This window comes from Stenotrophomonas sp. YJH_SMC_65, assembly GCF_059369475.1.
Genome location: NZ_JCAFSR010000005.1, coordinates 347,703 through 372,998, shown reverse-complemented (window position 1 = coordinate 372,998; position 25,296 = coordinate 347,703). Strand labels below are relative to the sequence as shown.

The following is a 25,296-nucleotide window of genomic DNA, read 5'->3' as shown; positions in this document are numbered from 1 at the left end:
ACCGCCGCATGCGAAAAGCCCGCCTTGCGGCGGGCTTTTGCTGGGGTCAGCCGGCCAGCGGCCGGCTCTACCGATTACTTCTTCTTGACCGGGGCCGGAGCGGTGGTGGCCGCAACCGGCTCGCCGCCATGGCGCTTGGTCATCCACCACTGCTGCAGCAGGCCCAGGCCACCGTTGACCACCCAGTACAGGACCAGGCCGGACGGCATGAAGGCCATCATGACGCCGAACACCAGCGGCATGAACTGCATCATCTTCTGCTGCATCGGGTCCATGCCCGGTGCCGGGGTCAGCTTCTGGGTGAACCACATCACTGCCACGTTGATGACCGGCAGGATGAAGTACGGGTCGCGTGCGGTCAGGTCCTGGATCCAGCCGAACCAGGGCGCCTGGCGCAGTTCGACCGATTCCACCAGCACCCAGTACAGGGCGAAGAAGATCGGCATCTGGATGAGGATCGGCAGGCAGCCGCCCATCGGATTGATCTTTTCCTTCTTGTACAGCTCCATCATCGCGGTCTGGAACTTCTGGCGGTCATCGCCATAGCGTTCCTTCAGCTGCGCGATGCGCGGCTGGAAGCGGCGCATCTTGGCACCGCTCTTGTACTGGGTCGCCGACAGCGGGTACAGCACCAGCTTCAGCAGCACCACCAGGCCGACGATCGCCCAGCCCCAGTTGCCGACCAGCTTGTGCACCTGGTTCAGCACCCAGAACAGGCCCTGGCCGATCACCGCCATCATCGAGAAGCGGCTGTAGTCGACCACGCGGTCCAGGCCCGGCACGTCTTCCTTGGCGATCAGGTTGACCAGCTTCGGGCCGACCCACAGGCGGGCCTCGGTGCTGGTGGACTGGCCCGGGGCCACGGTGAAGGCCGGGCCACGCGCTTCAATCAGGTCACGACCGGCCACCTGCGACAGCACGTAGTGCGCGGTCTGGTCCTTCTGCGGGATCCAGGCGGTGAAGAAGTGATGCTGCAGCATCGCCAGCCAGCCGCCGGTGATGTTCTGGTTCAGTGCGCCGTCGTCCAGGTAATCCTTGAACGCACGACGCTGGTACTTCTTGTCGTTGTCGTACCAGGTGGCGCCGTTGAAGCTGAACGAATCCGGGTTGGTCATGCTCCGCGACAGGATGGTCGGGGTGCGGTCCAGGGTGCGGTAGACGTAGCCGTTCCACGGTGCGGCGCCGGCATTGCTGACTTCGTCCTTGAAGCGCACGGCGTACTCGTTGCGCGAGACGGTCAGGGTGCGCTTGATGGTCACGCCGTTGTCGGCGGTCCACACGAACGGGATCTGCAGTTCGTTCTGGCCCTTGGCCAGCACGAAGTCCTTGGTATCACCGACCAGCTTGAAGCCGTCAGCGCCGGGAACCGGGGTGTTCTTGTCTTCGCTGGCCCAGCCACTGATCGCGCTGTACGGATGCGCGGGGTCTTCGGTCAGCAGGCGAACCGGCGGGCTGCCTTCGTCCTTGGTCTGCGGGAACTGCAGCAGCTCGGCATCGAGCACACGGCCGCCGTCCAGTACCAGGCGCAGCACGTCGGTGGTGACGGTCACGCGCTGGCTGGCCGGGGTGGCGCTGGCCTGGGCCTGCACAGCGGCCTGGCCCGGCGCACCCGGGACCTGCGCGCTGGGGATGCTGCCCGGGGTCGCGCCCGGAACACTCTGTGCAGCAGCCGGGGCCGACGTGGTCGTCGGTGCCGGGGTCGGAGCAGCCTTTTCACGGCTCCACTCCATCCACAGCAGCACGGCCACCATCAGCCAGGCAAAAATGAGGAATACGCGGGTCTGGTTCATCAGCGGACAGGCTCGGCGGGGCCGGGACGCGATGCCGGCTCGGTCAAAGAAGGAGTTGCGATGCCATCAGGCGGCGGCATTGTGCCGTCCACGCCCGGCGCGGGCAATGCACGCAGGCGACGCAGCAGGCGCAGGAAGGCCTGGCGGATCTCGTCGTTGCTGGCGGAACGCGCAGCACTACGCGCCACGACGACGAAGTCGCCTGGCTGGATTTCGGTACGTGTCTGACGCAGGATGTCGCGCAGGACGCGCTTGATCCGGTTACGCCCCACGGCGTTCGGATCAACCTTGCGGGAAACCGCCAGACCCAGCCTGGCCGGCCGGTCAGCCGGCAGCCAGTGCAGGGTCATCAGCGGATCGGACACACGGCGGGCGCCGTTGAAGACCGTTGAATATTCGGCACGCGTGCGAACCCGCGCAGAGCGAGGGAATCGCTTGCGCGGGTCTGCAGTATTCACTGTCGAAGGGATTGCGTCTGCCGCGGGGTGCGGCATGGCAATCAGGCGCTCAGGACTTTGCGGCCCTTGGCGCGGCGACGCGACAGGATCTTGCGGCCGTCAGCGGTCTTCATACGGGCACGGAAGCCGTGGTCGCGCTTACGCTTGAGGTTGCTGGGCTGGTAGGTGCGCTTCGTGGCCATTGGGGGCCTCTCGTATGAATGGGACGGAAAGAACCGGAAATTCTAGAGAGGTACCCTACCCCGCGTCAACCCCTGGCAGCTACGCGAATTCACCGGGCTGTGCAATAGCTGTGGATGTTTTTGTGAATAAGTAGGGGACAAGCATTCCGAAGGCGGGCGCTCGGTGGTAGTCTGAGCCATCCATTTCCCCCCTTTCCGGCCTGTGTTTGGGCGCCTTGTCGCGTCCATGCCCCGGCCACCGGACGATTATTGCTGATGGATGCCTGGTCCCGTAGTCTCGAGCGCCTCGAAGCGGAGTTCCCGCCGGAAGACGTTCATACCTGGTTGAAGCCGCTGCAGGCCGATCTGCGCGTGGACAGCCTGGTGCTGTATGCACCGAATGCCTTCATCGTCGACCAGGTTCGCGAGCTGTACCTGGCCCGGATCCGCGAGCTGCTGGCGCATTTCGCTGGTTTCAGCGACGTTTTTCTTGAAATCGGCTCGCGCCCGCGCCCTGTGGAGGCGCAGAACGCGCCGGTTTCCACGCCGTCGGCGCATGTGTCCAGCGAACCGCAGGTGCCCTTCGCCGGCAATCTGGACAGCCACTACACGTTCGCCAACTTCGTCGAAGGCCGCAGCAACCAGCTGGGCCTGGCCGCCGCCTTCCAGGCAGCGCAGAAGCCGGGCGACCGGGCGCACAACCCGCTGCTGCTGTACGGAGGCACGGGCCTGGGCAAGACCCACCTGATGTTCGCCGCCGGCAACGCCATGCGCCAGGCCAATCCAGGTGCAAAGGTGTTGTACCTGCGTTCGGAACAGTTCTTCAGCGCGATGATCCGGGCCCTGCAGGAAAAGACCATGGATCAGTTCAAGCGCCAGTTCCAGCAGGTGGATGCGCTGCTGATCGATGACATCCAGTTCTTCGCCGGCAAGGACCGCACCCAGGAAGAGTTCTTCCACACCTTCAACGCGTTGTTCGATGGCAAGCAGCAGATCATCCTGACCTGCGACCGCTATCCGCGCGAAGTCGAGGGCCTGGAAGCGCGCCTGAAGTCGCGGCTTGCCTGGGGCCTGTCGGTCGCGATCGAACCGCCGGACTTCGAGACCCGCGCCGCGATCGTGCTGGCCAAGGCGCGCGAACGCGGTGCCGAGATTCCCGATGATGTTGCGTTCCTGATCGCCAAGAAGATGCGCTCCAACGTGCGCGACCTCGAGGGCGCGCTGAATACCCTGACCGCCCGCGCCAACTTCACCGGCCGCGCGATCACCACCGAATTCGCCCAGGAAACCCTGCGCGACCTGCTGCGCGCCCAGCAGCAGGCGATCAGCATTCCCAACATCCAGAAAACCGTTGCCGACTACTACGGCCTGCAGATCAAGGATCTGCTGTCGAAGCGTCGGACCCGCTCGCTGGCCCGTCCCCGCCAGGTCGCCATGGCCCTGACCAAGGAACTGACCGAGCACAGCCTGCCCGAGATCGGCGACGCCTTTGCCGGTCGCGATCACACCACGGTGCTGCATGCCTGCCGCCAGATCCGGACCCTGATGGAGACCGACGGCAAGCTCCGCGAGGACTGGGACAAGCTGATCCGGAAGCTGAGCGAATGATGCACGGATGCCGATGAGGCGTCATCGCACAAAACGGTGCAGAATCCGGTAGCAAGCGCGGGACACGTTGTGGATAAAAATGCCGTTTGAAATCGCGCCAGATTTATCCACAGCTTTCCCCACCCCTTGGGGGTCGGTAATGCAGAGGGTTTCGAGGTCTGAAATACCTTTAATTACAAAGGCTTAGCATTGTTTTCCAGCGATTCTGTCTCTACCAGCACCACCAAGCTTTTGATTTATTCCACATTTTTTAAAGCATAGGGGCACAGAACCACATGCGTTTCACACTGCAGCGCGAAGCCTTTCTCAAGCCGTTGGCACAGGTCGTCAACGTGGTCGAACGCCGCCAGACCCTTCCGGTTCTGGCCAATTTCCTGGTCCAGGTGCAGAACGGCCAGCTGTCGCTGACCGGTACCGACCTGGAAGTGGAGATGGTGTCGCGGATCGCGGTTGAAGATGCCCAGGACGGCGAAACCACCATTCCCGCCCGCAAGCTGTTCGAGATCATCCGCGCCCTGCCCGACGGCAGCCGGATCACCGTCTCGCAGACCGGAGACAAGATCACCGTGCAGGCCGGTCGCAGCCGTTTCACCCTGGCCACGCTGCCTTCGAACGACTTCCCGTCGGTGGATGAAGTGGAAGCCACCGAGCGCGTGGCCATCGGTGAGGCGACCCTGAAGGAGCTGATCGAGCGCACCGCGTTCGCGATGGCCCAGCAGGACGTGCGCTACTACCTCAACGGCCTGCTGTTCGACCTGCGCGGCGATGCCCTGCGTACCGTTGCCACCGACGGCCACCGCCTGGCGCTGTGTGAAACCGATCTGGCCAAGCCCAGCGGGTCCAAGCGCCAGATCATCGTGCCGCGCAAGGGTGTGACCGAACTGCAGCGCCTGCTGGAAAGCGGCGATCGCGAGATCGAGCTGGAAGTCGGCCGCAGCCACGTGCGCGTCAAGCGCGACGATGTCACCTTTACCTCGAAGCTGATCGACGGCCGCTTCCCGGACTACGAAGCGGTGATTCCGATCGGTGCCGACCGTGAAGTGAAGGTTGATCGCGAAGCGCTGCGCGCCTCGCTTCAGCGCGCCGCGATCCTGTCCAACGAGAAGTACCGCGGCATCCGCGTGGAAGTCTCGCCGGGCAACCTGAAGATCAGCGCGCACAACCCGGAACAGGAAGAAGCCCAGGAAGAGATCGAAGCCGACACCACGGTCAGCGATCTGGCCATCGGCTTCAACGTGAACTACCTGCTGGACGCTCTCTCCGCCCTGCGCGATGAGGAAGTCATCATCCAGCTGCGCGATTCCAACTCCTCGGCGCTTGTACGTGAGTCCAGCAGCGAGAAGTCGCGCCACGTGGTGATGCCGCTGCGTCTCTGACAGCTGCTGTTCCACGTGGAACCGAACGACGCCCGGGATCTTCCCGGGCGTTTTTTTTTGCAGGTTCCACGTGGAGCATCGAGAAGACGCAGTTCTCCGGACGACGTCACTTCCGTCGATGGGCTCGGTTGAAATCCGTTGCCTTTCCGGGATGTTCGTCTCGATCGTTGAAAACAGGATCGCTGGATCGTAGCAATGACGAGTCGCGATTGATCGAAAGTCCAGGTGCAGGATCCGATACTCGTCGCCTGTCCCCAGATCTGGCCTGACAGGGACCGATGATCCTGCATCGCGGCGCGATGGACTTCCCTCTGCAAACGCCGCTGTCCACAGGGAAGATTCGATGCAGATTGGGGCAAGCCTAGCTTCTAAATCTGGGTATAAATCTAAAGCATGGTGGTGATGGTAGAGCCAGATCTCGTGGAAAAACACCTTATCTGACTGATTTAAAAGAAATTTATGCACCTGAAACCCCCTGTATATCGGCCTCCCAGCCTGGGGGGGAACCTGTGGATAGTTTCGAAGGCATGGCAAAAGGGCTTTTTTATCCACAGATTGCCCATACCTTGTGTATAAGTCATACAGGGCAGCTGTGGACAGCGTGGAACGATCGGTCTGAATTCTTTGAAATCTGTGGAACCGCCCAGGGCATGGGACCGTAGATTTCGAGGAATCTGCAGGTTCATCCGCCGGTACTCGTCGGCGACGAGGCAAGTGCTGTCCACGGCATCGCCTGAAATTGGCGAAATCCAAGGCTCACACCCCCGCTACCCTTCGTAGAATCGAAGGATTTCCGGGCTTGCCGAGACCCGCATCTGCTGGGATGAGGAAACAGCGCCACGTGGAGCCAGCGGTCAGGGCGCAGGCAGACCTGCGGTAACTGCTCCATAGCTGGCCGGATAGCTGGCCGGGCACGTCCGGCTTGACCGATGCAGTAAGCTGATGAATTCCCTGCCCCTCTGCCGCCCCGTGCGGATGGTCTTTCGCGCCCCATGCTTATCCGCCGCCTCGCCCTGCACCAACTGCGTCGCTTCAATGCGGTGGAGCTGTCGCCCCAGCCGGGATTGAACCTGCTGACCGGCGACAACGGTGCCGGCAAGACCAGCGTGCTCGAGGCCCTGCACCTGATGGCCTATGGGCGCAGCTTCCGTGGTCGTGTCCGCGATGGATTGGTGCGCCAGGGCCAGGAAGCGCTGGAAATCTTCGTGGAATGGGACGAACAACGTGCCAATCACCCGCCGCACCGCCGAAAGGCCGGCCTGCGGCACAGTGGCCAGGATTGGAAGGGGCGCCTGGACGGCGAAGACGTGGCCCAGCTCGGCAATCTGTGCGCAGCGCTTGCGGTAGTCACATTCGAGCCAGGCAGCCATGCGTTGGTCAGCGGTGGTGGTGAACCTCGCCGCCGATTCCTCGATTGGGGCTTGTTCCACGTGGAACCTGATTTCCTGTCCCTGTGGCGCCGGTATTCGCGGGCACTGAAACAGCGCAATGCCCTGCTCAAGCAAGGTGGCCCGTCGCGGATGCTGGATACCTGGGATCACGAACTGGCTGAAGCCGGCGAACCGTTGACCAGTCGTCGGCAGCACTACCTGGAGCGTCTGCAGCAGCGCACCGTGGCGCTGGCTTCCAGCCTGGCCCCGCAGCTCGGCATCCAGGCGCTGGAACTCAGCCCGGGCTGGCGTCGGCACGAGCTCCCTCTGGCCGATGCGCTGCTTCTGGCCCGGGAACGTGACCGCCAGGCCGGATACACCTCGGTCGGTCCGCACCGGGCAGACTGGAGCGTGGATTTCCACAGCATTCCGGGGCGCGATGCGCTGTCCCGCGGCCAGGCCAAGCTGACGGCATTGGCCTGCCTGCTGGCGCAGGCCGAGGACTACGCGGAACAGCGCGGCGAATGGCCGGTGATCGCATTGGACGATCTGGGCTCGGAGCTGGATCGCACCCACCAGACGCGGGTTCTGCAGCGCCTGCTCGGTGGGCCGGCGCAGATCTTCATCACCGCCACCGAAACGCCGGCGGCGCTGCAGGAACTGACCCACATCGCCCGGTTCCACGTGGAACATGCACAGATCGTGGCTGTGCCATAGTGGGCACACCAGGGCCGCTCGACCCCGGCTGGTATAATTCGGGTTGAAATCCTTTCATTCTCGGCGCATCGCTCCAAGCGGTGGCCGACCTGCGGAGCCTACGGCAAGCGCAATGAGCGACGAACAGAACACCCCGGCAAACAACGGCAATTACGACGCCAACAGCATCACCGCCCTGGAAGGCCTGGAGGCTGTCCGCAAGCGACCCGGCATGTACATCGGTGACGTGCATGACGGCACCGGTCTGCACCACATGGTGTTCGAGGTTGTCGACAACTCGATCGACGAAGCGCTGGCCGGCCACGCCGATCACGTTGCAGTGACGATCCACGCCGATGGCTCGGTTTCGGTATCCGACAACGGTCGCGGCATTCCGACCGGCAAGCACGAGCAGATGAGCGCCAAGCTCGGTCGCGAAGTGTCGGCTGCCGAAGTGGTGATGACCGTCCTGCACGCAGGCGGCAAGTTCGACGACAACAGCTACAAGGTGTCCGGGGGCCTGCACGGCGTCGGCGTCAGCGTGGTCAACGCGCTGTCGCAGAAGCTGCTGGTGGACGTGTTCCAGAACGGCTTCCACTACCAGCAGGAATTCAGCAACGGCGCCGCCGTGACCGCGCTGGCCAAGCTGGAAACCACCACCAAGCGCGGCACCACCGTGCGCTTCTGGCCGTCGACCGTCGCCTTCCACGACAACGTGGAATTCCACTACGACATCCTGGCTCGCCGCCTGCGCGAGCTGTCGTTCCTGAACTCCGGCGTCAAGATCGTCCTTGCCGACGAACGTGGCGATGGCCGTCGTGATGACTTCCACTACGAAGGCGGCATCCGCAGCTTCGTGGAGCATCTGGCCCAGCTGAAGACCCCGCTGCACCCGAACGTCATCTCGGTCACCGGCGAGCACAACGGCATCGTCGTGGATGTGGCGTTGCAGTGGACCGACTCCTACCAGGAGACGATGTACTGCTTCACCAACAACATTCCGCAGAAGGACGGCGGCACCCACCTTGCCGGCTTCCGCGGTGCGCTGACCCGCGTGCTCAACAACTACATCGAGCAGAACGGCATCGCCAAGCAGGCCAAGATCAACCTGACCGGCGATGACATGCGCGAAGGCATGATCGCGGTGCTGTCGGTGAAGGTGCCGGACCCGAGCTTCTCCAGCCAGACCAAGGAAAAGCTGGTCAGCTCCGACGTGCGCCCGGCGGTGGAAAACGCCTTCGGCGCGCGCCTGGAAGAGTTCCTGCAGGAAAACCCGAACGAAGCCAAGGCGATTGCCGGCAAGATCGTCGACGCTGCGCGTGCACGCGAAGCGGCGCGCAAGGCCCGCGACCTGACGCGCCGCAAGGGCGCGCTGGATATCGCCGGCCTGCCGGGCAAGCTGGCCGACTGCCAGGAAAAGGACCCGGCGCTGTCCGAACTGTTCATCGTCGAGGGTGACTCGGCAGGTGGCTCGGCCAAGCAGGGCCGCAACCGCAAGAACCAGGCGGTGCTGCCGCTGCGCGGCAAGATCCTCAACGTGGAACGCGCACGCTTCGACCGCATGCTGTCCTCCGACCAGGTGGGTACGCTGATCACGGCCTTGGGCACCGGCATCGGCCGTGACGAGTACAACCCGGACAAGCTGCGGTACCACAAGATCATCATCATGACCGACGCCGACGTCGACGGCGCCCACATCCGCACCCTGCTGCTGACCTTCTTCTACCGTCAGATGCCGGAGCTGATCGAGCGCGGTTACGTCTACATCGGCCTGCCGCCGCTGTACAAGATCAAGCAGGGCAAGCAGGAGCTGTACCTGAAGGACGACCCGGCGCTGGACAGTTACCTGGCCAGCAGTGCGGTGGAAAACGCCGCGCTGGTCCCGGCCACCGGCGAACCGGGCATCGAAGGCCTGGCGCTGGAAAAGCTGCTGCTGGCCTATGCCGCCGCGCTCGATTCCATCGAACGCAATGCCCACCGCTATGACCGCAACCTGCTCGAAGCGCTGGTCGATTTCGTGCCGATGGACATGGACAGCCTGCGCAATGCGGGCGAAGGCGAAGGCCTGGATGCGCTGGCCAAGCGCCTCAACCAGGGCAGCCTGGGCAGCCCGCGTTTCAGCCTGGAACTGCAGGAGGCCAACGAGGAGCGCCCCGCCGCCGTGCTGGTGACCCGTCGCCACATGGGCGAGGAGCACATCCAGGTGCTGCCGCTGTCGGCATTCGAAAGTGGCGAACTGCGCGCGATCCACCAGGCCTCCAAGCTGCTGCACGGGCTGGTGCGCGAAGGTGCAACGATTTCCCGCGGCGCCAAGTCGATCGAAGTCGACAGCTTCGCGAAGGCGCAGAACTGGCTGCTCGAGGAGGCCAAGCGCGGCCGCCAGATCCAGCGATTCAAGGGTCTGGGTGAAATGAATCCGGAGCAGTTGTGGGATACCACGGTGAACCCGGAGACCCGTCGCCTGCTGCAGGTGCGCATCGAGGATGCGGTCGCTGCCGACCAGATCTTCAGCACCCTGATGGGCGATGTGGTCGAACCGCGTCGTGACTTCATCGAAGACAATGCGCTGAAGGTCGCCAACCTGGATATCTGACACAATCGGGACCTGGCCGGTGCGCGGGGAGCTGCACCGGCCTTCGTCCCTTGAACGCAGGTACCTGATGTCCGCATCCGCCCCGGTCTCCGCCGCTCCGCCTCCGGTTCCGCCGCCGTCTACCTCGCCGCGCGCCGTGGCACCGTTGGCAGGTTTCTTCATCGACCTGGGCATCGCCGCCGTCACCCTGGTCGGCCTGAGCATGGTCACCGGACTGTTCTGGGGCTTCTACCGTGCGATCGTGGTCAGCCGCGCCAACGCCGCGGCCAATGGCGGTGCACTCACACCTGACAGCGCCGGCGCGGCAGTGGGCCAGCCCGGGGCCCTGGCCCAGATCCTGATGGCCCTGATCGCCACCGGTGGTGCCGCGCTGCTGCTGTACTTCTGGCGGCGCCCGGCGAACGCCGGCGAACGCCTGGCCTCGCGACAGGCGCTGCAGCGTCCTTCCACCTGGGGCTGGACCCTGCTGGTGGCCACGCTGATCGTGGTTGGCAGCAACGGCGTCGCCTTCCTTTCCAGGCAGTTCGGCATCGAGCCGGTGCCGACCAACGTGGAACTGATGCAGAGCGCGATCGCGCGCTTCCCGTTGTTCCTGGTGCTGTTTGCGGTCGTCCTCGCCCCCGCCTACGAAGAGCTGCTGTTCCGTCGTGTCCTGTTCGGGCGCCTGTGGCAGGCCGGCCGCCCCTGGCTGGGCCTCATCCTCAGCAGCCTGGCGTTCGCCCTGGTCCATGAAGTGCCCGGTGTCAGCAAGAACTCGCTGCTGGGCATGGCGCAGCTGTGGCTGGTCTACGGCGGCATGGGTGCCGCCTTCTGCTGGCTGTACCGCCGCACCGGCACCCTGTGGGCGGCGATCACGGCGCATGCGCTGAACAACGCGGTGGCGCTCGCCGCAATGGTGTTCCTGGGGTCAACGTAACGCCGTGCCCGCTTGACGAAAGATTAAGCAGGTACGCTACACACTGCGCACATGAACACGGGGGCGGACCCATGAAACAACTGCTGCTGGCTCTAGTCATCACCACCGTGGTCAGTGCCTGTGCGACCACCACCTCGCCAACCGGAAGACGGCAGATGGTGGGCGGCGTATCGCAGGCACAGCTTGACCAGCTCGGCGCGCAGGCGTTTGCCGAGACCAAGCAGAAAGAGAAGATCAGCACCGATGGCCGCCAGAACGGCTACGTGCAGTGCGTGGTCAACGCGTTGGTCGCGCAGTTGCCGCCTCAGTACCGCGGCGTACGGTGGGAGACCGCCGTGTTCGTCGACAAAGAACCGAACGCCTTTGCCCTGCCCGGCGGAAAAGTGGGCGTGAACACCGGCATTTTCACCGTCGCCAAGAACCAGGACCAGTTGGCTGCCGTGATCGGCCATGAGATCGGCCATGTCATCGCGCGTCACCACGAAGAACGCATCACCCGGCAGATGGGCGCGCAGACCGGCCTGGCCGTGCTGGGCGCGCTGGCCGGTGCCGCCTATGGCGATGGCGCCGCCAGCACGGTCAACCAGCTGGGTGGGATGGGCGCGCAGGCGGCCTTCCTGCTGCCGGGTTCGCGCACGCAGGAAAGCGAGGCAGACGTGATTGGCCAGCGGCTGATGGCGCAGGCTGGATTCAACCCGGCCCAGGCCGTGGACCTGTGGCAGAACATGATGGCCGCCAGCGGCGGTCGCAGCCCGCAATGGCTGTCCACCCACCCCGATCCGGCCAACCGGATCCAGGAGCTGCGACGTGATGCACCGGGCCTGACGCCGGTCTACCAGCAGGCGCAGGCGGCCGGGCTGCGGCCAAAGTGCGGATGAGTGCGCAGTTCTATGCTGTATTGCAGCACATAAAACGATTTCTCACGCCATCTGTTTCTGATACGTTTGGCGGCTCAGATTTTTCTGACAGTCCGACTTTGCCGCTATCCGGCGGTTCGATCGAGGTGAACGATGATTTTCCGTAACCACAAAGCTGTGCTTTCCGTCCTCGTCGCGACCGCCCTGACCGGCGCCGTGGTCACCGATGCCTTTGCGCAGTCCTCGCGTTCCTCCGACCGTGGCAGCCGCGGCGGTAGCAGCAAGCAGGCCAAGGCCGAACCGCTGTACCCGAATGCGACCCGCCAGGAGCCGACCGCCAAGGCCTCGGCCAAGATGGGCAGCAAGCTGCAGAAAATGATCGACAGCTACAACAAGGAAAAGTTCCCGGAGACGCGCGAACAGGCTGACGCGATCCTGGCCGACAGCGCTTCCAACGAGTACGACAAGTCGCTGGCCGCGCAGCTGGCCTCGCAGGCCGCCTACCAGACCGACGACGTGCCGGGCGCCATCGCGTATCTGAAGCAGGTGATCCAGTTCAACGGCCTGGACAACAACGGCCACTTCCAGTCGATGCTGATGCTGGGCCAGCTGCAGCTGCAGGAAGACAAGACCGCCGAAGGCCTGGCCACCCTGGACAAGTACTTCGCAGAGAGCAAGTCGACCAAGCCGGAAGAGCTGATCGCCAAGGGCCAGGCGCTGTACCAGCTGGAGCGCTACCAGGAAGCGATCCCGGTGCTGAAGCAGGCCATCGCCGGCGCCGCCGAGCCGAAGGACAACTGGAACCAGCTGCTGATGGCGGCCCTGTCCGAAGCCGGCCAGACCGGTGAGGCCGTGCAGGCCGCAGAAGCGCTGGCGGCCAAGAACCCGACGGACAAGAAGGCCCAGCTGAATCTGGCCAACATGTACATGCAGGCTGACCAGATGCCGAAGGCCGCCGCGGTGATGGACAAGCTGCGCAGCAGCGGCCAGCTCACCGAAGAGCGCGAGTACAAGCAGCTGTACTCGATCTATGCCAACACCGAGAACAAGGAAAAGGACGTCATCGCGGTCATCAACGAAGGGTTGCAGAAGGGCATCCTGAAGCCGGATTACCAGGTCTACCTGGCGCTGGCCCAGTCCTACTACTACTCCGACCAGGTGCCGCAGGCGATCGATGCGTGGCAGAAGGCTGCCCCGCTCTCCAAGGACGGTGAGACCTACCTGAACCTGGCACGCGTCCTGCATGCCGAAGGTCGCGTCCCCGAGGCCAAGCAGGCCGCCCAGCAGGCGCTGGCGAAGGGCGTGAAGAACCAGGCGGATGCCAAAAAAATCATCAACCTGAAGTAAGTAGGAATAACGCCTGAATGCCTGCTCAGTTGATGCGCAGGCGCTCAGGATTGGTATAAGCTTGGAGGTTCCTGCGGTGTCATGCACCGCTGATCAGGGATCCCGCCCCCGGGATTCCGGCCCCACTATTGAGCTCTTGGCGCATGACGGAACAACTAGTCGTTCACCGGTACGAACAACCCGATGACAAGGGGCTGAGCTGGCCTCGCATCGTCGGCATCGCGTTTGTAATTGCCCTGCATCTGGCCGCCTTCATGATGCTCCTCATTCCCGCCGTGGCTCCCAAGGCCGTCGCGGAGAAGGAGCGCAACGTCATGGTGACCATCGTCGACGCGCCGCCGCCGCCCCCACCGCCGCCGCCGCCGCCGCCGCCGCAGGATACTCCGCCACCGCCGGTGAAGAATCTGTCGCCGCCGAAGCCGTCGCCCGTACCGCCGCCGCCGCAGGCGCCGGTCGTGGACGTGCCGGAGCCGCGCCCGAACGATATCGTCACCCCGCCGTCGCCCCCGTCGCCGCCGGCTCCGCCGACCTCGATCGAGGCCAGCGTGGACATCTCGTCGAAGGCCATGAATCCGCCGCGCTATCCGCCGGCCGCCTTCCGCGCGGGTATCCAGGGCGAAGTGATCCTGATCATTGATGTCGATGCCAACGGCAACGTCACCAATGTCACGGTGGAAAAGTCCAGCCGTAACCGCGACCTGGACCGTGCTGCGATGGAAGCAGCTCGCAAGTGGCGCTTCAACGCCGCTGAATCTGGCGGTAAGAAGGCGGCAGGTCGCGTTCGCGTCCCGGTCAACTTTGCGCTGAACTGATGCGTCCGGGTGGCCCTCCGGCCACCCCCGCTCCCGGTTCGATTGTTTAGCTTAGCTACACCCTTTATCACCACACACAACAAAGGTAAGCGTCATGCTGCAGGAAATTTTCATCGCCGCTGCTGCCGGGGGCAATCCGTCCAACGCCCTGTCGCAGATGGGCTTCGAGCACCTGATCCACGAAATGACCACCAAGCCGGGTGATTTCGCGGTTTCCTGGGTCGTGCTGCTGACCCTGATCGCCATGTCGGCCATGTCCTGGTACTGGACCGTCATCAACATCTTCCGTGCCACCCGCCTGAAGAGCGCCGCTGACCGCGTCGTCAGCCTGTTCTGGGACACCCCGAACGCGCAGGACGCCATCCGTGCGATGGAAGAGCAGCCGGCTTCGGAGCCGTTCTCGAAGATCGCCCTGGACGCTGCCCAGGCCGCTGCCCACCACCAGCGCGCTGAAGGCGGTGCTACCGGCGGCGTCGGTGAGAACCTGAGCCGTTCGGAGTTCGTCGACCGCGCTCTGCGCCAGGCCGTCACCCGCGAAAGCAACAAGCTGCAGTCGGGCATGACCCTGCTGGCCACCGTCGGCGCGACCGCTCCGTTCGTCGGTCTGCTGGGTACCGTGTGGGGCATCTACGGCGCGCTGATCAAGATCGGTGCCACCGGCTCCGCTTCGATCGACGCCGTTGCCGGCCCGGTGGGTGAAGCGCTGATCATGACCGCGATCGGTCTGTTCGTCGCAATCCCGGCCGTGTTCGCCTTCAACTTCTTCAGCAAGATCAACAGCGCGACCATCAGCAAGTTCGATACCTTCGCGCACGACCTGCACGACTTCTTCGCCACCGGTTCGCGCGTCCGCTAATTGCGGCGCGCGTCACCCAGCGACGAAGTAAGTAGTCACCAAGATCTAGACGGAGCCCGTTATGGCTTTCAGTAGTGGTAACAGCGGCGGCCCCATGGCCGACATCAACGTTACGCCCCTCGTGGACGTGATGCTGGTGCTGCTGATCATCTTCATCATCACGGCGCCCCTGATGTCCCACAAGGTCAAGGTGGATCTGCCGGAAGCCAACCTGATCCAGAAGCCGGAAGATGCTGAAAAGCGTCCGAACCCGATCACGCTGGCAGTCAAGGAAGACGGCTCGATCTACTGGAACGACGAAGAAATCAACAAGCAGACTCTCGAGTCCCGCTTGGCGACCGCCGCACAGCAGACCCCGCAGCCGCCGCTGAACCTGCGTGGTGACCGCACCACCAAGATGCGCGTCATCAACGACCTGACCAAGGTCGCGCAGGAACAGGGCATGCTGGACGTCGGCTTCGTTGCGACCAAAGAAAAGGGGCAATAAGCCATGGCATTCAGTAGTGGTGGTGGCAAGGGCCCCATGGCAGACATCAACGTCACGCCCCTCGTGGACGTGATGCTGGTTCTGCTGATCATCTTCATCGTGACCGCGCCGATCATGACGTACCCGATCGCCGTGGACCTGCCGCAGCGCGTGCTCAACCCACCGCCGCAGCTGGTCGAACCGCCGCCGCCGATCGAACTGAAGATCGACGCCAGCAACCAGGTCTCGTGGAACAACAGCCCGATCAATACCAGCGAGCTGCAGCAGCGGATGGAGCAGGAGGTCCAGCGTGACCCGACCAACCAGCCGGAACTGCGCATCGACGCCAGCCCGGATTCCGAGTACGACGTGATGGCCAAGGTTCTGGCCGCCGCGAAGAATGCTCAGATGAAGAAGATCGGATTTGTGCAGCAGTAAACGCTACACCGCAATACAACAGTCATGACGCGACTGCAGACGCCCCTGGAAACAGGGGCGTTTTTTTGTGTTCTCGTCGTGGTGCACGGGTTGGGCTTAGATCCCTTTTCCTGAGGAAAGGGATCTGAGCCCATCCGACCCCATCCGGCAGCAGGCGCCGCTATGATCGGCGGATGCTCGCCCTCTTCGACTCCCTGCGCCATTGGCTCGACGGCATCGCCCACCTCGGCACGATCCTGGCGGTGGCCTACCTGCTCTACCTGTTCGCGCTGGCGGGCTGGATCATGCTGCAGAAGCGCGAGCCGGTGGCCACGCTGAGCTGGATCCTTTCGCTGGCACTGCTGCCCTACCTCGGGCTCTTCATCTACTACCTGCTGGGGCCGCAGAAGGTGAAGCGGCAACGGCTGCGTCGTGGCCGTGCACGCTCGGGCATGGAGCACTACAGCGATGTCTGCCCGCCCGATTCGGACTGCACCGAGCTGGCCAAGGTTGCCCAGGCCACCACCGGACTGGCGCCCAGCAGTGCCACCGAGGTGACCTGGCTGGTCGACGGCGCAGCCACCTATGCCGCGCTGCTCGACGCGATCGCGCAGGCGCGCGACCACGTGCACCTGGAGTACTACATCTTCAACCCCGACCATGCCGGCACCGCACTGCGCGATGCCCTGGTCGAACGTGCGCAGGCCGGTGTGCAGGTGCGCCTGCTGCTGGATGCGGTGGGCTCTTCCGCCCTGCCCCGGCGCTTCCTGCAGCCACTGCTGGACGCCGGCGGCGAAGCGATCTGGTTCCATCCGCGACAGCTGCTGAAGCCGTTCAAGCGCCCGTGGCTGAACCTGCGCACCCACCGCAAGCTGGTGATCGTCGACGGTCGCCTCGCCTTCACCGGCGGCATCAACATCACTGACGAGGAAGACGAGAGCCGCAGGCCCGACGCTTACCGCGACCTGCACATGCGTATCCGCGGCCACGTGGTGCGCAGCCTGCAGCTGGTGTTCGCCGAGGACTGGCTCTATGCCAGTGGCCAGGACCACTCGCGTTTCGACATCGCCCGCCTGTGGCCGGCCGACATGCCGCTGCGTGCGGATGGATCGATCAGCGCCCAGGTGCTGGTGTCCGGGCCCGACTCGGGCTGGGAGACCATCCACCGCCTGCACGTGGCGGCGATCCAGGAAGCACACGAGCGCGTGTGGCTGGTGACGCCCTACTTCGTGCCCGGTGAAGCAGCGAGGATGGCGCTGACCTCGGCCGCGCTGGGCGGCCTGGACGTGCGCCTGCTGGTGCCGAAGATGAGCGACTCCTGGTTCGTCACCCAGGCCGCACGGTCCTACTTCGACGAACTGCTGCACGCGGGCGTGAAGATCTACGAGTACGGCCCGCGCATGCTGCATACCAAGGCGTTCATCGCCGACGACGATGTCTGCATCGTCGGCAGCGCCAACTTCGACCACCGCAGCTTCCGGCTGAACTTCGAACTGTCGATGATGATCAGCGACCGTGACCGCGTCGCTGCACTGGCCGAACTGCTGCAGGGCGAATTCGACCGTTCCACGCGGGTGCACGACCAGGCCGGCCGCTCGCTGTGGCTGCACCGCCTGCCCGAGGCCTTCGCCCGGCTGGCCTCGCCGCTGCTCTGACGCAGCGCTACACTGCGGCGATCATCCGGGGAGCCCGACTATGTACTGGTTGTACCTGCTGCTGGCGCTGGGCTGCTTTGCCTTCGCGCTGAAGACCCCGAGCGCGGGGTTGATGACCCTGTGCCTGCTGGCGGCGCTCGGCTTCCTGCTGGCCTGGGTGCGCGGCCGCTACGTGGCCCGTTTCGGCGACCTGCAGCGCGACCCGGCCACGCTGATCGATGCCGAGGAGCTGCGCCGCCTGCGCGAACAGGCCCAGGCCCGCCGCACTGACGACCACAACGACCACGACCCGTCCACTCTTTCCAAGTAGTTCCGTTCCATGACCCAGCTCAGCGTCAACGTCAACAAGATCGCCGTCCTGCGCAATTCGCGCGGCGGCGCCGAACCGGGCGTGGTGCGTGCCGCCCAGGCCTGCCTGGATGCCGGCGCGCATGGCATCACCGTGCATCCACGGCCGGACCGCCGGCATATCACCGCCGAGGACGTGCTGGCCCTGTCCACGCTGACCCGCGCGCGTGGCGTTGAATTCAACATCGAAGGCAATCCGTTCGCGCCGCCGCGCGAGGGCTACCCGGGGCTGCTGCCGCTGTGCGAACAGACCCGTCCGGCGCAGGCCACCCTGGTCCCCGATGATGACGGCCAGATCACCTCCGACCACGGTTTCGACTTCGAACGCGATGCCGAGCGCCTGCGTCCGCTGGTGGCTGCGCTGAAGGCCATGGGGTGTCGGGTCAGCCTGTTTGTTGACGCGGGCAACCCATTGCTGGAGCAGGCAGCTGAGGTGGGGGCGGACCGCATCGAGCTGTATACCGGGCCCTATGCAGAGGCGCATGCGGCGGGCGATGCCGATGCGATGCTGGCGCTGTTCGCCACTGCTGCCCGACGAGCGCAGGCCGTCGGCCTGGGTGTCAATGCTGGCCACGACCTGTCGCAGGACAACCTGCGCGACTTCCTGGCCCACGTGCCGGAGGTGCTGGAGGTGTCGATCGGTCACGCGCTGATCGGCGAGGCACTGTATGACGGGCTGGATGCCACCGTGCGCGGGTACCTGGCGCTGCTTTGATGCATTGCAGCCGAGCGTAGGCTCGGCTCCACAAGGTCTCTGCATCAACTGTAGAGCCGAGTCCATGCTCGGCTCAGCCTCGCCCTGAACCCTTCAGGCGGCCGTCGCAGCCATTGAGACGGCCACGACGTACCCTGCCGCAATGGGTATTGCGATCAAGGGCCGAGGTTCCACGTCCCACCTTGCCGGGCGCTTTGAAAGCACCGTCAGCGAGGTGGTGGACGACGGCTGGGCGGTCGACGAAAGCGAAGAGTTCCTCGCCCCGCGCCTGCGCACCGAAGTACGCGCCGAAACCGCGCGCAGCATCATCACCCGCAACAACTCGCCCGACGTCGGCTTCAGTCAATCGGTGAATCCCTACCGCGGTTGCGAGCACGGCTGCTCGTACTGCTTCGCCCGCCCTTCGCATGCCTATCTGAACCTGTCGCCGGGGCTGGACTTCGAGACCAAGCTGTTCGCCAAGACCAATGCGCCGCAGCTGCTGCGCAAGGAACTGTCGAAACCGGGCTATGTGCCGCAGCCGATCGCACTGGGCATCAACACCGATGCGTACCAGCCGATCGAACGCAAGTTCAAGCTGACCCGCCAGCTGATTGAAGTGATGCTGGAGACCCGGCATCCGTTCTCGCTGATCACCAAGAACGCGCTGGTCGAGCGCGACATCGATCTGCTCGCGCCGCTGGCCGCGGAGAACCTGGTCAGCGTGCACTTCTCGGTGACCTCGCTGGACCCGCATCTTTCCGCGAAGCTGGAACCGCGTGCATCAGCGCCACATGCACGGCTGCGCGCGATGAAGCGCCTGCATGACGCCGGCATTCCGGTCGGTGTGATGGTGGCACCGGTGATTCCCTGGATCAACGACAGCGAGCTGGAAGCCGTGCTGGAGGCTGCGCACGGCGCAGGTGCGAGCACCGCCGGTTACGTGCTGCTGCGCCTGCCGCTGGAAGTGGCACCGCTGTTCCGCGACTGGCTGGATACGCACCATCCCGATCGCGCTGCGCACGTGATGAGCACCATCCAGCAGCTGCGCGGTGGCAAGGACTACGACAGCCAGTTCGGCACGCGTATGCGTGGCCAGGGCGTGTATGCCGATCTGTTGAACAACCGGTTCAAGCTGGCACGCAAGCGTCTGGGCTTCAATGCACAGAACAGCCATTGGCCGAAGCTGGATTGCAGCCGGTTCCAGAAGCCGCTGCCGCCGAAGAAGGAGTCGCCGCAGGGCAGTCTGTTCTAGGGCTCTGGACCGCAGCGCGATCCACCGGTAACAATCCACACCCTGCCGCATCGCCTGGTGTTGTACACGATGAAATGCAGTCACTGCTTCCGTGCCAGTGGTCTTCTTCTCTGCCTTGCGACCCTGCAAGTCCAGGCCCGCGCCCTGCACGAATGCATCGTCGTTCCGCAGGCCGCGGTCGTCACTGAAATGCCGGCTGGCCTGGACGAGTTCGAACAACGTTTGTGGACAGCAAATGCAGGTCAGGTGGTCAGCAAGGGCACCGACACCCTTCTTCTGCTTCGCCTGTTCTCGGAATCACCGGGCGTGATGGATTCCCAAGAGTTCACCAAGGTCACCGGCACCCTGTCTGGATACACTCCGTCCTCTGAAGGGATTCCGGCCGTGCTCGGCGCACGCCTGAGCAGTGGCAGCGCGGGCTTCGCGCACAAGGGAGACTACTGGTTGTCCGATTCAGCGGATATCGAACTACATCGGCCGCACAAGGGCGACAGTCGGATCGAAGTCAAAGTGACGGCTGTTGGGTGGAACAGCTATCGAAAGGAGGACCGTTCCTTCTATCTCCAGTTCACCTGTCAACTCGAGGAGATCCCCGTCGAGAAGCTCAGTGCCTGGCAAGGCGGCAACGGCAACCTCTTGGGATCCTTTGGACCTGCCAGATAATCGAGCGGATCAACCTTTACCCAATACTGGCTTATTTCGATGTATCTGGAACAATGCGATAACTGAAAATGAAGATCATCCACCGGCTCGGCATCGCGTTCCTTTGGATGCTTCCACTGAACTTTCTTCTGCTGACGACTGCCAAGCTGATGTCAGGAAACGCGCTTGGGAACGAAGAACTCGTGGGCTTCGGCGTCGCCCTCTTTGGTCTGATGGCGGGAGGGATTCTCTATCGCCGCCGCCCTCGGTAGAGGTGAGTTCGTTCGACCGTGGTCCGGGTCCATTGCTGAGAAAGCATTGACTGGAGGTCCTGGCATGGCAGCCTTGAAGAGTGGCGGAGCTCTCCTGGGGCATCACAGAGCCAAGGCAGTCAGAATCATTTCTGACTGGACGACCGCTCGCGGCGGATTCAAGGCACTGGGTACATCATCCGCGGTAAGGCGACTGTGCGAGGAACTTATGGCACCGCGAAAAAGCAGGAAAAGAGATCCAGGATTGCCAGTCGTCCAGCACTGGTTTGTGCGATCGCGATTTGGAGAGTGATGAAGATTCTACTTTGGGTACCTGTTGGTTTATTTGCTTTGCTGTCATTGAGAGCAATCGCGTTCGTCGCCTATCAAGGGCTAAATGGAACTGCCTTCGAGGAAGAGGAAATCATTGTCGCGGGGATCGGATTGGTCTGCGGCTGGATCGCCTGGGTCATGCACAAGACCTTGATCAGGCCAGGTAGGAAGCCGAGACCCTGATTCTGAGCCGGTGGTTCCGGGCGAGCTGGTCGGTGTCGACCGCCGTGGTTACGACGCGAGCGATATAAAAAATTCGCACCGTACAAGTAGATGTTTCTGGGGAGCGCGACTGTGCGAACGAGATTGTTGATTGCGCTTGTTCTAGGCTTGAGCTGCAGCGCGTGCGCGTCGCTGCTTCCTGGTAGCCATAAGATCAGCGCCTTCTACGTGTCTAACGCCAACTCTGATGTGACCGGCTGCGAAAGGTCTGACTACAGGGAAATTTCACTTGCGTGCCATCGGATTGTTGATGGCGACAATGTCGTAGTGGCATTGCGCGAGTACACAGCGACCAAGATTGAGAATGAAAGATACAGGAAGCTGACATTGATCCTTCCCCCGAATCTGGCGGAGGGCGATGTCTTCAGTTTGACGGAGGGTGATATCAGGGCGTTCTACAGCACTGGCCTTAGCCTGAGACCTGGCAGCACTGGATGCTACGGAAAGGCCGTTTCAGGCAGCGTCGAAATCCTCAGGAAATCCAATGATCTGATGCAGCTTCGCATCAACGCGCGCTTTGATCTCGATAGCCCCGCGGGCTGGAAGGACCACTGCAAGATGCGCGAGCTCAGCTATGAACTGAATGCCATCCGGAGACCGCTGGGTCAGGTGGGCGCCTGGGAAGGCGTGCACGCCCCTGGAGATTCTCTTATCAGCGAGGGCAGCCCGAGTAGCGGATTGCCTTAGGAGATAGCACCAACTGCCCGCACGACAGCACAGGATCTCGGGGGCCCGCTTCTTGATCCGGACAAGATGCTGAGAACATCGAGTGACCAGTTTGCTTCACCCTCCTCCAAACAACTTCTGCGCACTCTGGAAGAGGATCCAACTGGTCGCGATGAACTTGTCGCCGCCCTGTGGCCGATTCCCGCGATGGGTGTGGGTGAACGCCGTCGGGGCGATCAACAGGCTGCCGGTACGTGGCGCGATCTTGCGGCCCTGGAACATGAACTCGGTTTCGCCCTCTTCGAATTCGTCGTTGAGGTACAGCGTCCACAGCACATGCCGGTGCAGGGTCTCGGCCTGCGCATCCTTCGGGTACAGCTCGCAGTGCCAGTACGGGTAGCCGCCCTCGCCCGCCGCATACCACTGCAGGTTGATCGCACCCGGGCGCAGGCAGGTGCGGGCCAGGTCGGCCAGCTGCTGCTGCGGCATGTCGGGGAAGTCCTCGGCAGACAGGCGTCGCGGTTGGCCGTTGCTGTCCTGGATCTGCAACATCAGTGGGGCGATCAACGCCTGTGGATAACGGCGTAGATAAGTCAGCAGGCCGTTGAACACCGCAATCTGCAGCTGCTGATCAACATCCTGCCAGCCGTCCAGGCCACTGATGCGCAGATCCTTGCTGTGCTTGAGTTCCGGGAACACGCCACTGCCCACCGCACCGGGCAGCAGGCCACGCGTCGCACGCATGCGCTCGACGATCGCCGCGCAGACCTCGCTGGGGACGGCGTTGTGGATGACTTCGATGAAATCGACCGGGCCCTGCTCGTGCATGCGTGCGTTCCTTCGGCGGCAACGGCTTGATGGTGCCGTTTGCCGCCCTCGGTGTCACCCCACGGTCATGTCATCGATCTGCCATGACCGCTGTCAGGCGATCGGTTGTCAGCCCTGTGCGTCGTCGTGTGCGTGGTGGTAGCGCACGGCCTCGGCCACTTCCTCGCGCGAACCGAGGAACACCGGCACGCGCTGGTGCAGCTGGTCGGGCTGGATGTCGAGGATGCGCTCGCGGCCGGTCCAGGCGGCGCCGCCGGCCTGCTCGACCAGCAGGCCCATCGGGTTGGCTTCGTACATCAGGCGCAGCTTGCCGGCCTTGGACGGGTCCTTCTTGTCCCACGGGTAGATGAAGATGCCGCCGCGGGTAAGGATGCGATGCACGTCGGCCACCATGCTGGCGATCCAGCGCATGTTGAAGTTCTTGCCGCGTACGCCTTCCTTGCCCGCCAGCAGGTCGCCGACGTAGGCCTGCATCGGCGCTTCCCAGTGGCGCTGGTTGGACATGTTGATCGCGAATTCCTGGGTGGCCGCCGGGATCTGCATGTTCTCGGTGGTCAGCACGAACTCGCCCTTCTCGCGGTCCAGGGTGAAGGCGTGGGTGCCATGGCCGACGGTCAGCACCAGCTGGGTGCTGGGCCCGTAGATGCAGTAGCCGGCGGCGATCTGCTTGCTGCCCGGCTGCAGGAAGGCGTCGTCGCCCGGCAGCTCGACATTGGTCGGGCAGCGCAGCACGGAGAAGATGGTGCCGACGGAGACGTTGACGTCGATGTTGGAGCTGCCATCGAGGGGATCGAACAGCAGCAGGAAATCACCCCGGGGATAGATGTCCGGCACCGGCTGGCTGTGGTCCATTTCCTCCGAGGCGCAGGCGGCGAGGTGGCCACCCCAGGCGTTGGCTTCGAGCAGGATCTCGTTGCTGATGACGTCGAGCTTCTTCTGCGCTTCACCCTGCACGTTGCCGGTACCGGCGTCGCCGAGCACGCCACCGAGGGCGCCCTTGCTGACGGCGATGGAGATGCTGGTGCAGGCGCGGGCGACGACCGCGATCAGCTGGCGCAGGTCGGCATTGATGCGGCCGGCGTGCTGTTCCTGGATCAGGAAGCGGGTCAACGAAGTACGGGACATGAGCGGGCAGGTCTCGGCAGCGGGAAAACGCCTATTGTCGCCCGTCTGGCGGGGGCGTGCGTGAGCGCGGGAAGGCGTAATCGTTTCCAGATGCGTTGCGCTCGTGGCGCCCTCCTTCTGTAGAGCCGATCCCGCGCTCGGCTGCTCTTCGTCCTTCATGCCGCACAAGCCGAGCGTAGGCTCGGCTCTACAGAGACCAGGGCGCAAAAAACAAAGGCGCCTTTCGGCGCCTTTGTCCTCAAGCTACTGGAGCGTTGCTTCAGCCCTTGGCGACGGTGGCCACGGCCTTGGCGACGTATTCCAGGTTGTTCTGGTTCAGCGCGGCCACGCAGATACGGCCGGTGCCGACGGCGTAGATGCCGAACTCGTCGCGCAGGCGCTCGACCTGCTCACGGCTCAGGCCGGAGTAGGAGAACATGCCGGCCTGCTCGTTGATGAAACCGAACTGCGGTGCACCGGCAGCGGCCAGCTTCTCGACCAGGCCGTGGCGCAGGGCGTGGATGCGCTCGCGCATCTCGGTCAGCTCCTGCTCCCACATCGCACGCAGTTCCGGGTTGGTCAGCACGCCGGCCACCAGTGCAGCGCCGTGGGTGGATGGGCTGGAGTAGATGGTGCGGATCACGCGCTTGACCTGCGATTGCACGGCCTTGGCGTCAGCGGCGGTCGGCGCCACCATCGACAGCGCACCCACGCGCTCGCCATACAGCGAGAACGACTTGGAGTACGAGTTGGCGACGATGAAGCTGTCGATGCCGGCTTCGGCGATGATGCGCACCGCTGCGCCGTCCTGCTCGATGCCCTTGTCGAAGCCCTGGTAGGCCATGTCGATGAAGGGGAACAGCTGCTTGTCCTTCAGCAGTTGCGCGACCTGCTTCCACTGGGTGACCGTGAGGTCAGCGCCGGTGGGGTTGTGGCAGCAGGCGTGCAGCAGCACCACGGTGCCGGCTTCCAGCTTGCCCAGGTCGGCCAGCATGCCGTCGAAATCGACGCCATGGGTGCCCGGGTCGAAGTAGGTGTAATCCAGCACCTCGAAACCAGCGGCGCTGAACACCGCACGGTGGTTTTCCCAGCTCGGGTTGCTCAGCGCAACGGTGGCGTGCGGCAGCAGCTTCTTCAGCACGTCGGCGCCGACGCGCAGCGCACCGCTGCCACCAACGGTCTGCGCGGTGGTCACGCGGCCGGCGGCCAGCAGCGGCGAATCCTTGCCGAACACCAGCTCACGCGTCGCTTGCGTGTACGCCGGCAGGCCATCGATCGGCAGGTAGCCGCGCGGTTTGGCTTCAGCGGCGAGCTGCTGCTCGATCTGCTTGACGGCGCGCAGCAGCGGAATGCGGCCGCTCTCGTCGTAGTAGATGCCCACACCCAGGTTGACCTTGGTCGGGCGGCTGTCGGCGTTGTACGCCTCGGTCAGGCCCAGGATCGGGTCGCCTGGGACCAGTTCCACGTTTGCAAAGAAGGACACGGCGGTACTCGTTCGGTAGACGGAAAGGGGGAGGAAGTGCGCTACGCGGTCCGCGGCTTTTCGGCCGGAAACAGCCCATCGTAACAAAGCCT

The 25,296-nt window shown here is 63.8% G+C and carries 24 protein-coding genes; 18 read left to right on the top strand and 6 right to left on the bottom strand.

Annotation, left to right across the window (positions count from 1 at the left end):
• Positions 1-74: 74 nt before the first annotated feature.
• Genes yidC through rpmH form a run of 3 tightly spaced genes read right to left on the bottom strand, consistent with a single transcriptional unit; the run spans position 75 to position 2,430 of the window.
• Positions 75-1,790 carry a membrane protein insertase YidC gene (yidC, locus tag AC5P7A_RS12115; RefSeq protein WP_014648955.1) on the bottom strand — a complete coding sequence of 572 codons (1,716 nt, stop codon included), beginning with the start codon at positions 1,788-1,790 and terminating at the stop codon, positions 75-77.
• Positions 1,790-2,284 (bottom strand): ribonuclease P protein component, encoded by a 495-nt coding sequence (gene rnpA, locus AC5P7A_RS12110; protein ID WP_080053031.1) that lies wholly within the window; start codon positions 2,282-2,284, stop codon positions 1,790-1,792. The genes yidC and rnpA overlap by 1 nt, the downstream gene beginning before the upstream one ends.
• 5 nt (positions 2,285-2,289) lie before the next feature.
• Positions 2,290-2,430, bottom strand: coding sequence for a 50S ribosomal protein L34 (gene rpmH, locus AC5P7A_RS12105; protein ID WP_005411729.1), 141 nt, complete (start codon positions 2,428-2,430; stop codon positions 2,290-2,292).
• A 255-nt stretch (positions 2,431-2,685) separates the two neighbouring features.
• Here rpmH and dnaA point away from each other — a divergent pair, with 255 nt between their 5' ends.
• From dnaA to AC5P7A_RS12015, 18 genes are all read left to right on the top strand, one after another.
• Complete coding sequence (gene dnaA, locus AC5P7A_RS12100; RefSeq protein ID WP_014645405.1) at positions 2,686-4,017, top strand: chromosomal replication initiator protein DnaA; 1,332 nt, start codon at positions 2,686-2,688, stop codon at positions 4,015-4,017.
• A gap of 275 nt (positions 4,018-4,292) precedes the next feature.
• Positions 4,293-5,393 carry a DNA polymerase III subunit beta gene (dnaN, locus tag AC5P7A_RS12095; RefSeq protein WP_005411731.1) on the top strand — a complete coding sequence of 367 codons (1,101 nt, stop codon included), beginning with the start codon at positions 4,293-4,295 and terminating at the stop codon, positions 5,391-5,393.
• 992 nt (positions 5,394-6,385) lie between these two features.
• The gene (gene recF, locus AC5P7A_RS12090; RefSeq protein WP_046433401.1) at positions 6,386-7,480 is read left to right on the top strand and encodes a DNA replication/repair protein RecF; all 1,095 of its coding nucleotides are present in this window, start codon (positions 6,386-6,388) and stop codon (positions 7,478-7,480) included.
• A 112-nt stretch (positions 7,481-7,592) separates the two neighbouring features.
• Positions 7,593-10,052 (top strand): DNA topoisomerase (ATP-hydrolyzing) subunit B, encoded by a 2,460-nt coding sequence (gene gyrB / locus AC5P7A_RS12085; RefSeq protein WP_014645407.1) that lies wholly within the window; start codon positions 7,593-7,595, stop codon positions 10,050-10,052.
• A gap of 67 nt (positions 10,053-10,119) precedes the next feature.
• Positions 10,120-10,968, top strand: a complete 849-nt coding sequence (locus AC5P7A_RS12080) for a CPBP family intramembrane glutamic endopeptidase (RefSeq protein WP_495220166.1) — start codon at positions 10,120-10,122, stop codon at positions 10,966-10,968.
• A gap of 71 nt (positions 10,969-11,039) precedes the next feature.
• On the top strand, positions 11,040-11,846 hold the full coding sequence (locus tag AC5P7A_RS12075) for a M48 family metallopeptidase (protein ID WP_014645409.1): 807 nt from the start codon (positions 11,040-11,042) through the stop codon (positions 11,844-11,846).
• 132 nt (positions 11,847-11,978) lie between these two features.
• Positions 11,979-13,172 (top strand): tetratricopeptide repeat protein, encoded by a 1,194-nt coding sequence (locus AC5P7A_RS12070; protein ID WP_014035419.1) that lies wholly within the window; start codon positions 11,979-11,981, stop codon positions 13,170-13,172.
• Positions 13,173-13,315: 143 nt separating this feature from the next.
• Positions 13,316-13,984 carry an energy transducer TonB gene (locus AC5P7A_RS12065; RefSeq protein ID WP_049408447.1) on the top strand — a complete coding sequence of 223 codons (669 nt, stop codon included), beginning with the start codon at positions 13,316-13,318 and terminating at the stop codon, positions 13,982-13,984.
• A 94-nt stretch (positions 13,985-14,078) separates the two neighbouring features.
• Positions 14,079-14,840: a TonB-system energizer ExbB gene (gene exbB / locus AC5P7A_RS12060; RefSeq protein WP_005411738.1), complete on the top strand. Its 762-nt coding sequence runs from the start codon at positions 14,079-14,081 to the stop codon at positions 14,838-14,840.
• 61 nt (positions 14,841-14,901) lie between these two features.
• Positions 14,902-15,327: an ExbD/TolR family protein gene (locus tag AC5P7A_RS12055; RefSeq protein ID WP_005421196.1), complete on the top strand. Its 426-nt coding sequence runs from the start codon at positions 14,902-14,904 to the stop codon at positions 15,325-15,327.
• 3 nt (positions 15,328-15,330) lie between these two features.
• Complete coding sequence (locus AC5P7A_RS12050; protein ID WP_005411740.1) at positions 15,331-15,744, top strand: ExbD/TolR family protein; 414 nt, start codon at positions 15,331-15,333, stop codon at positions 15,742-15,744.
• A gap of 173 nt (positions 15,745-15,917) precedes the next feature.
• The gene (gene cls, locus AC5P7A_RS12045; protein ID WP_014645411.1) at positions 15,918-17,378 is read left to right on the top strand and encodes a cardiolipin synthase; all 1,461 of its coding nucleotides are present in this window, start codon (positions 15,918-15,920) and stop codon (positions 17,376-17,378) included.
• 40 nt (positions 17,379-17,418) lie between these two features.
• Complete coding sequence (locus tag AC5P7A_RS12040) at positions 17,419-17,688, top strand: hypothetical protein (protein WP_075075945.1); 270 nt, start codon at positions 17,419-17,421, stop codon at positions 17,686-17,688.
• Positions 17,689-17,697: 9 nt separating this feature from the next.
• Positions 17,698-18,441 (top strand): pyridoxine 5'-phosphate synthase, encoded by a 744-nt coding sequence (locus AC5P7A_RS12035; RefSeq protein WP_075075944.1) that lies wholly within the window; start codon positions 17,698-17,700, stop codon positions 18,439-18,441.
• A gap of 142 nt (positions 18,442-18,583) precedes the next feature.
• A complete protein-coding gene (locus AC5P7A_RS12030) occupies positions 18,584-19,675 on the top strand; it encodes a PA0069 family radical SAM protein (RefSeq protein WP_075075943.1) in 1,092 nt (363 codons plus the stop codon).
• A 57-nt stretch (positions 19,676-19,732) separates the two neighbouring features.
• Complete coding sequence (locus AC5P7A_RS12025) at positions 19,733-20,338, top strand: hypothetical protein (RefSeq protein ID WP_229653730.1); 606 nt, start codon at positions 19,733-19,735, stop codon at positions 20,336-20,338.
• Between the two features lie 68 nt (positions 20,339-20,406).
• Positions 20,407-20,589 (top strand): hypothetical protein, encoded by a 183-nt coding sequence (locus tag AC5P7A_RS12020; RefSeq protein WP_041863994.1) that lies wholly within the window; start codon positions 20,407-20,409, stop codon positions 20,587-20,589.
• A 621-nt stretch (positions 20,590-21,210) separates the two neighbouring features.
• Positions 21,211-21,810: a hypothetical protein gene (locus AC5P7A_RS12015; protein WP_152905745.1), complete on the top strand. Its 600-nt coding sequence runs from the start codon at positions 21,211-21,213 to the stop codon at positions 21,808-21,810.
• A 96-nt stretch (positions 21,811-21,906) separates the two neighbouring features.
• Here AC5P7A_RS12015 and AC5P7A_RS12010 read toward each other — a convergent pair whose 3' ends face one another.
• The 3 genes from AC5P7A_RS12010 to AC5P7A_RS12000 all read right to left on the bottom strand — a co-directional run bounded on the left by AC5P7A_RS12010 (position 21,907) and on the right by AC5P7A_RS12000 (position 25,204).
• Complete coding sequence (locus AC5P7A_RS12010; protein ID WP_053494964.1) at positions 21,907-22,617, bottom strand: 2OG-Fe(II) oxygenase; 711 nt, start codon at positions 22,615-22,617, stop codon at positions 21,907-21,909.
• Positions 22,618-22,725: 108 nt separating this feature from the next.
• Positions 22,726-23,742 carry a class 1 fructose-bisphosphatase gene (locus AC5P7A_RS12005; RefSeq protein WP_032957939.1) on the bottom strand — a complete coding sequence of 339 codons (1,017 nt, stop codon included), beginning with the start codon at positions 23,740-23,742 and terminating at the stop codon, positions 22,726-22,728.
• Between the two features lie 259 nt (positions 23,743-24,001).
• Complete coding sequence (locus AC5P7A_RS12000; RefSeq protein ID WP_014645417.1) at positions 24,002-25,204, bottom strand: amino acid aminotransferase; 1,203 nt, start codon at positions 25,202-25,204, stop codon at positions 24,002-24,004.
• Between the last annotated feature and the right edge of the window lie 92 nt (positions 25,205-25,296).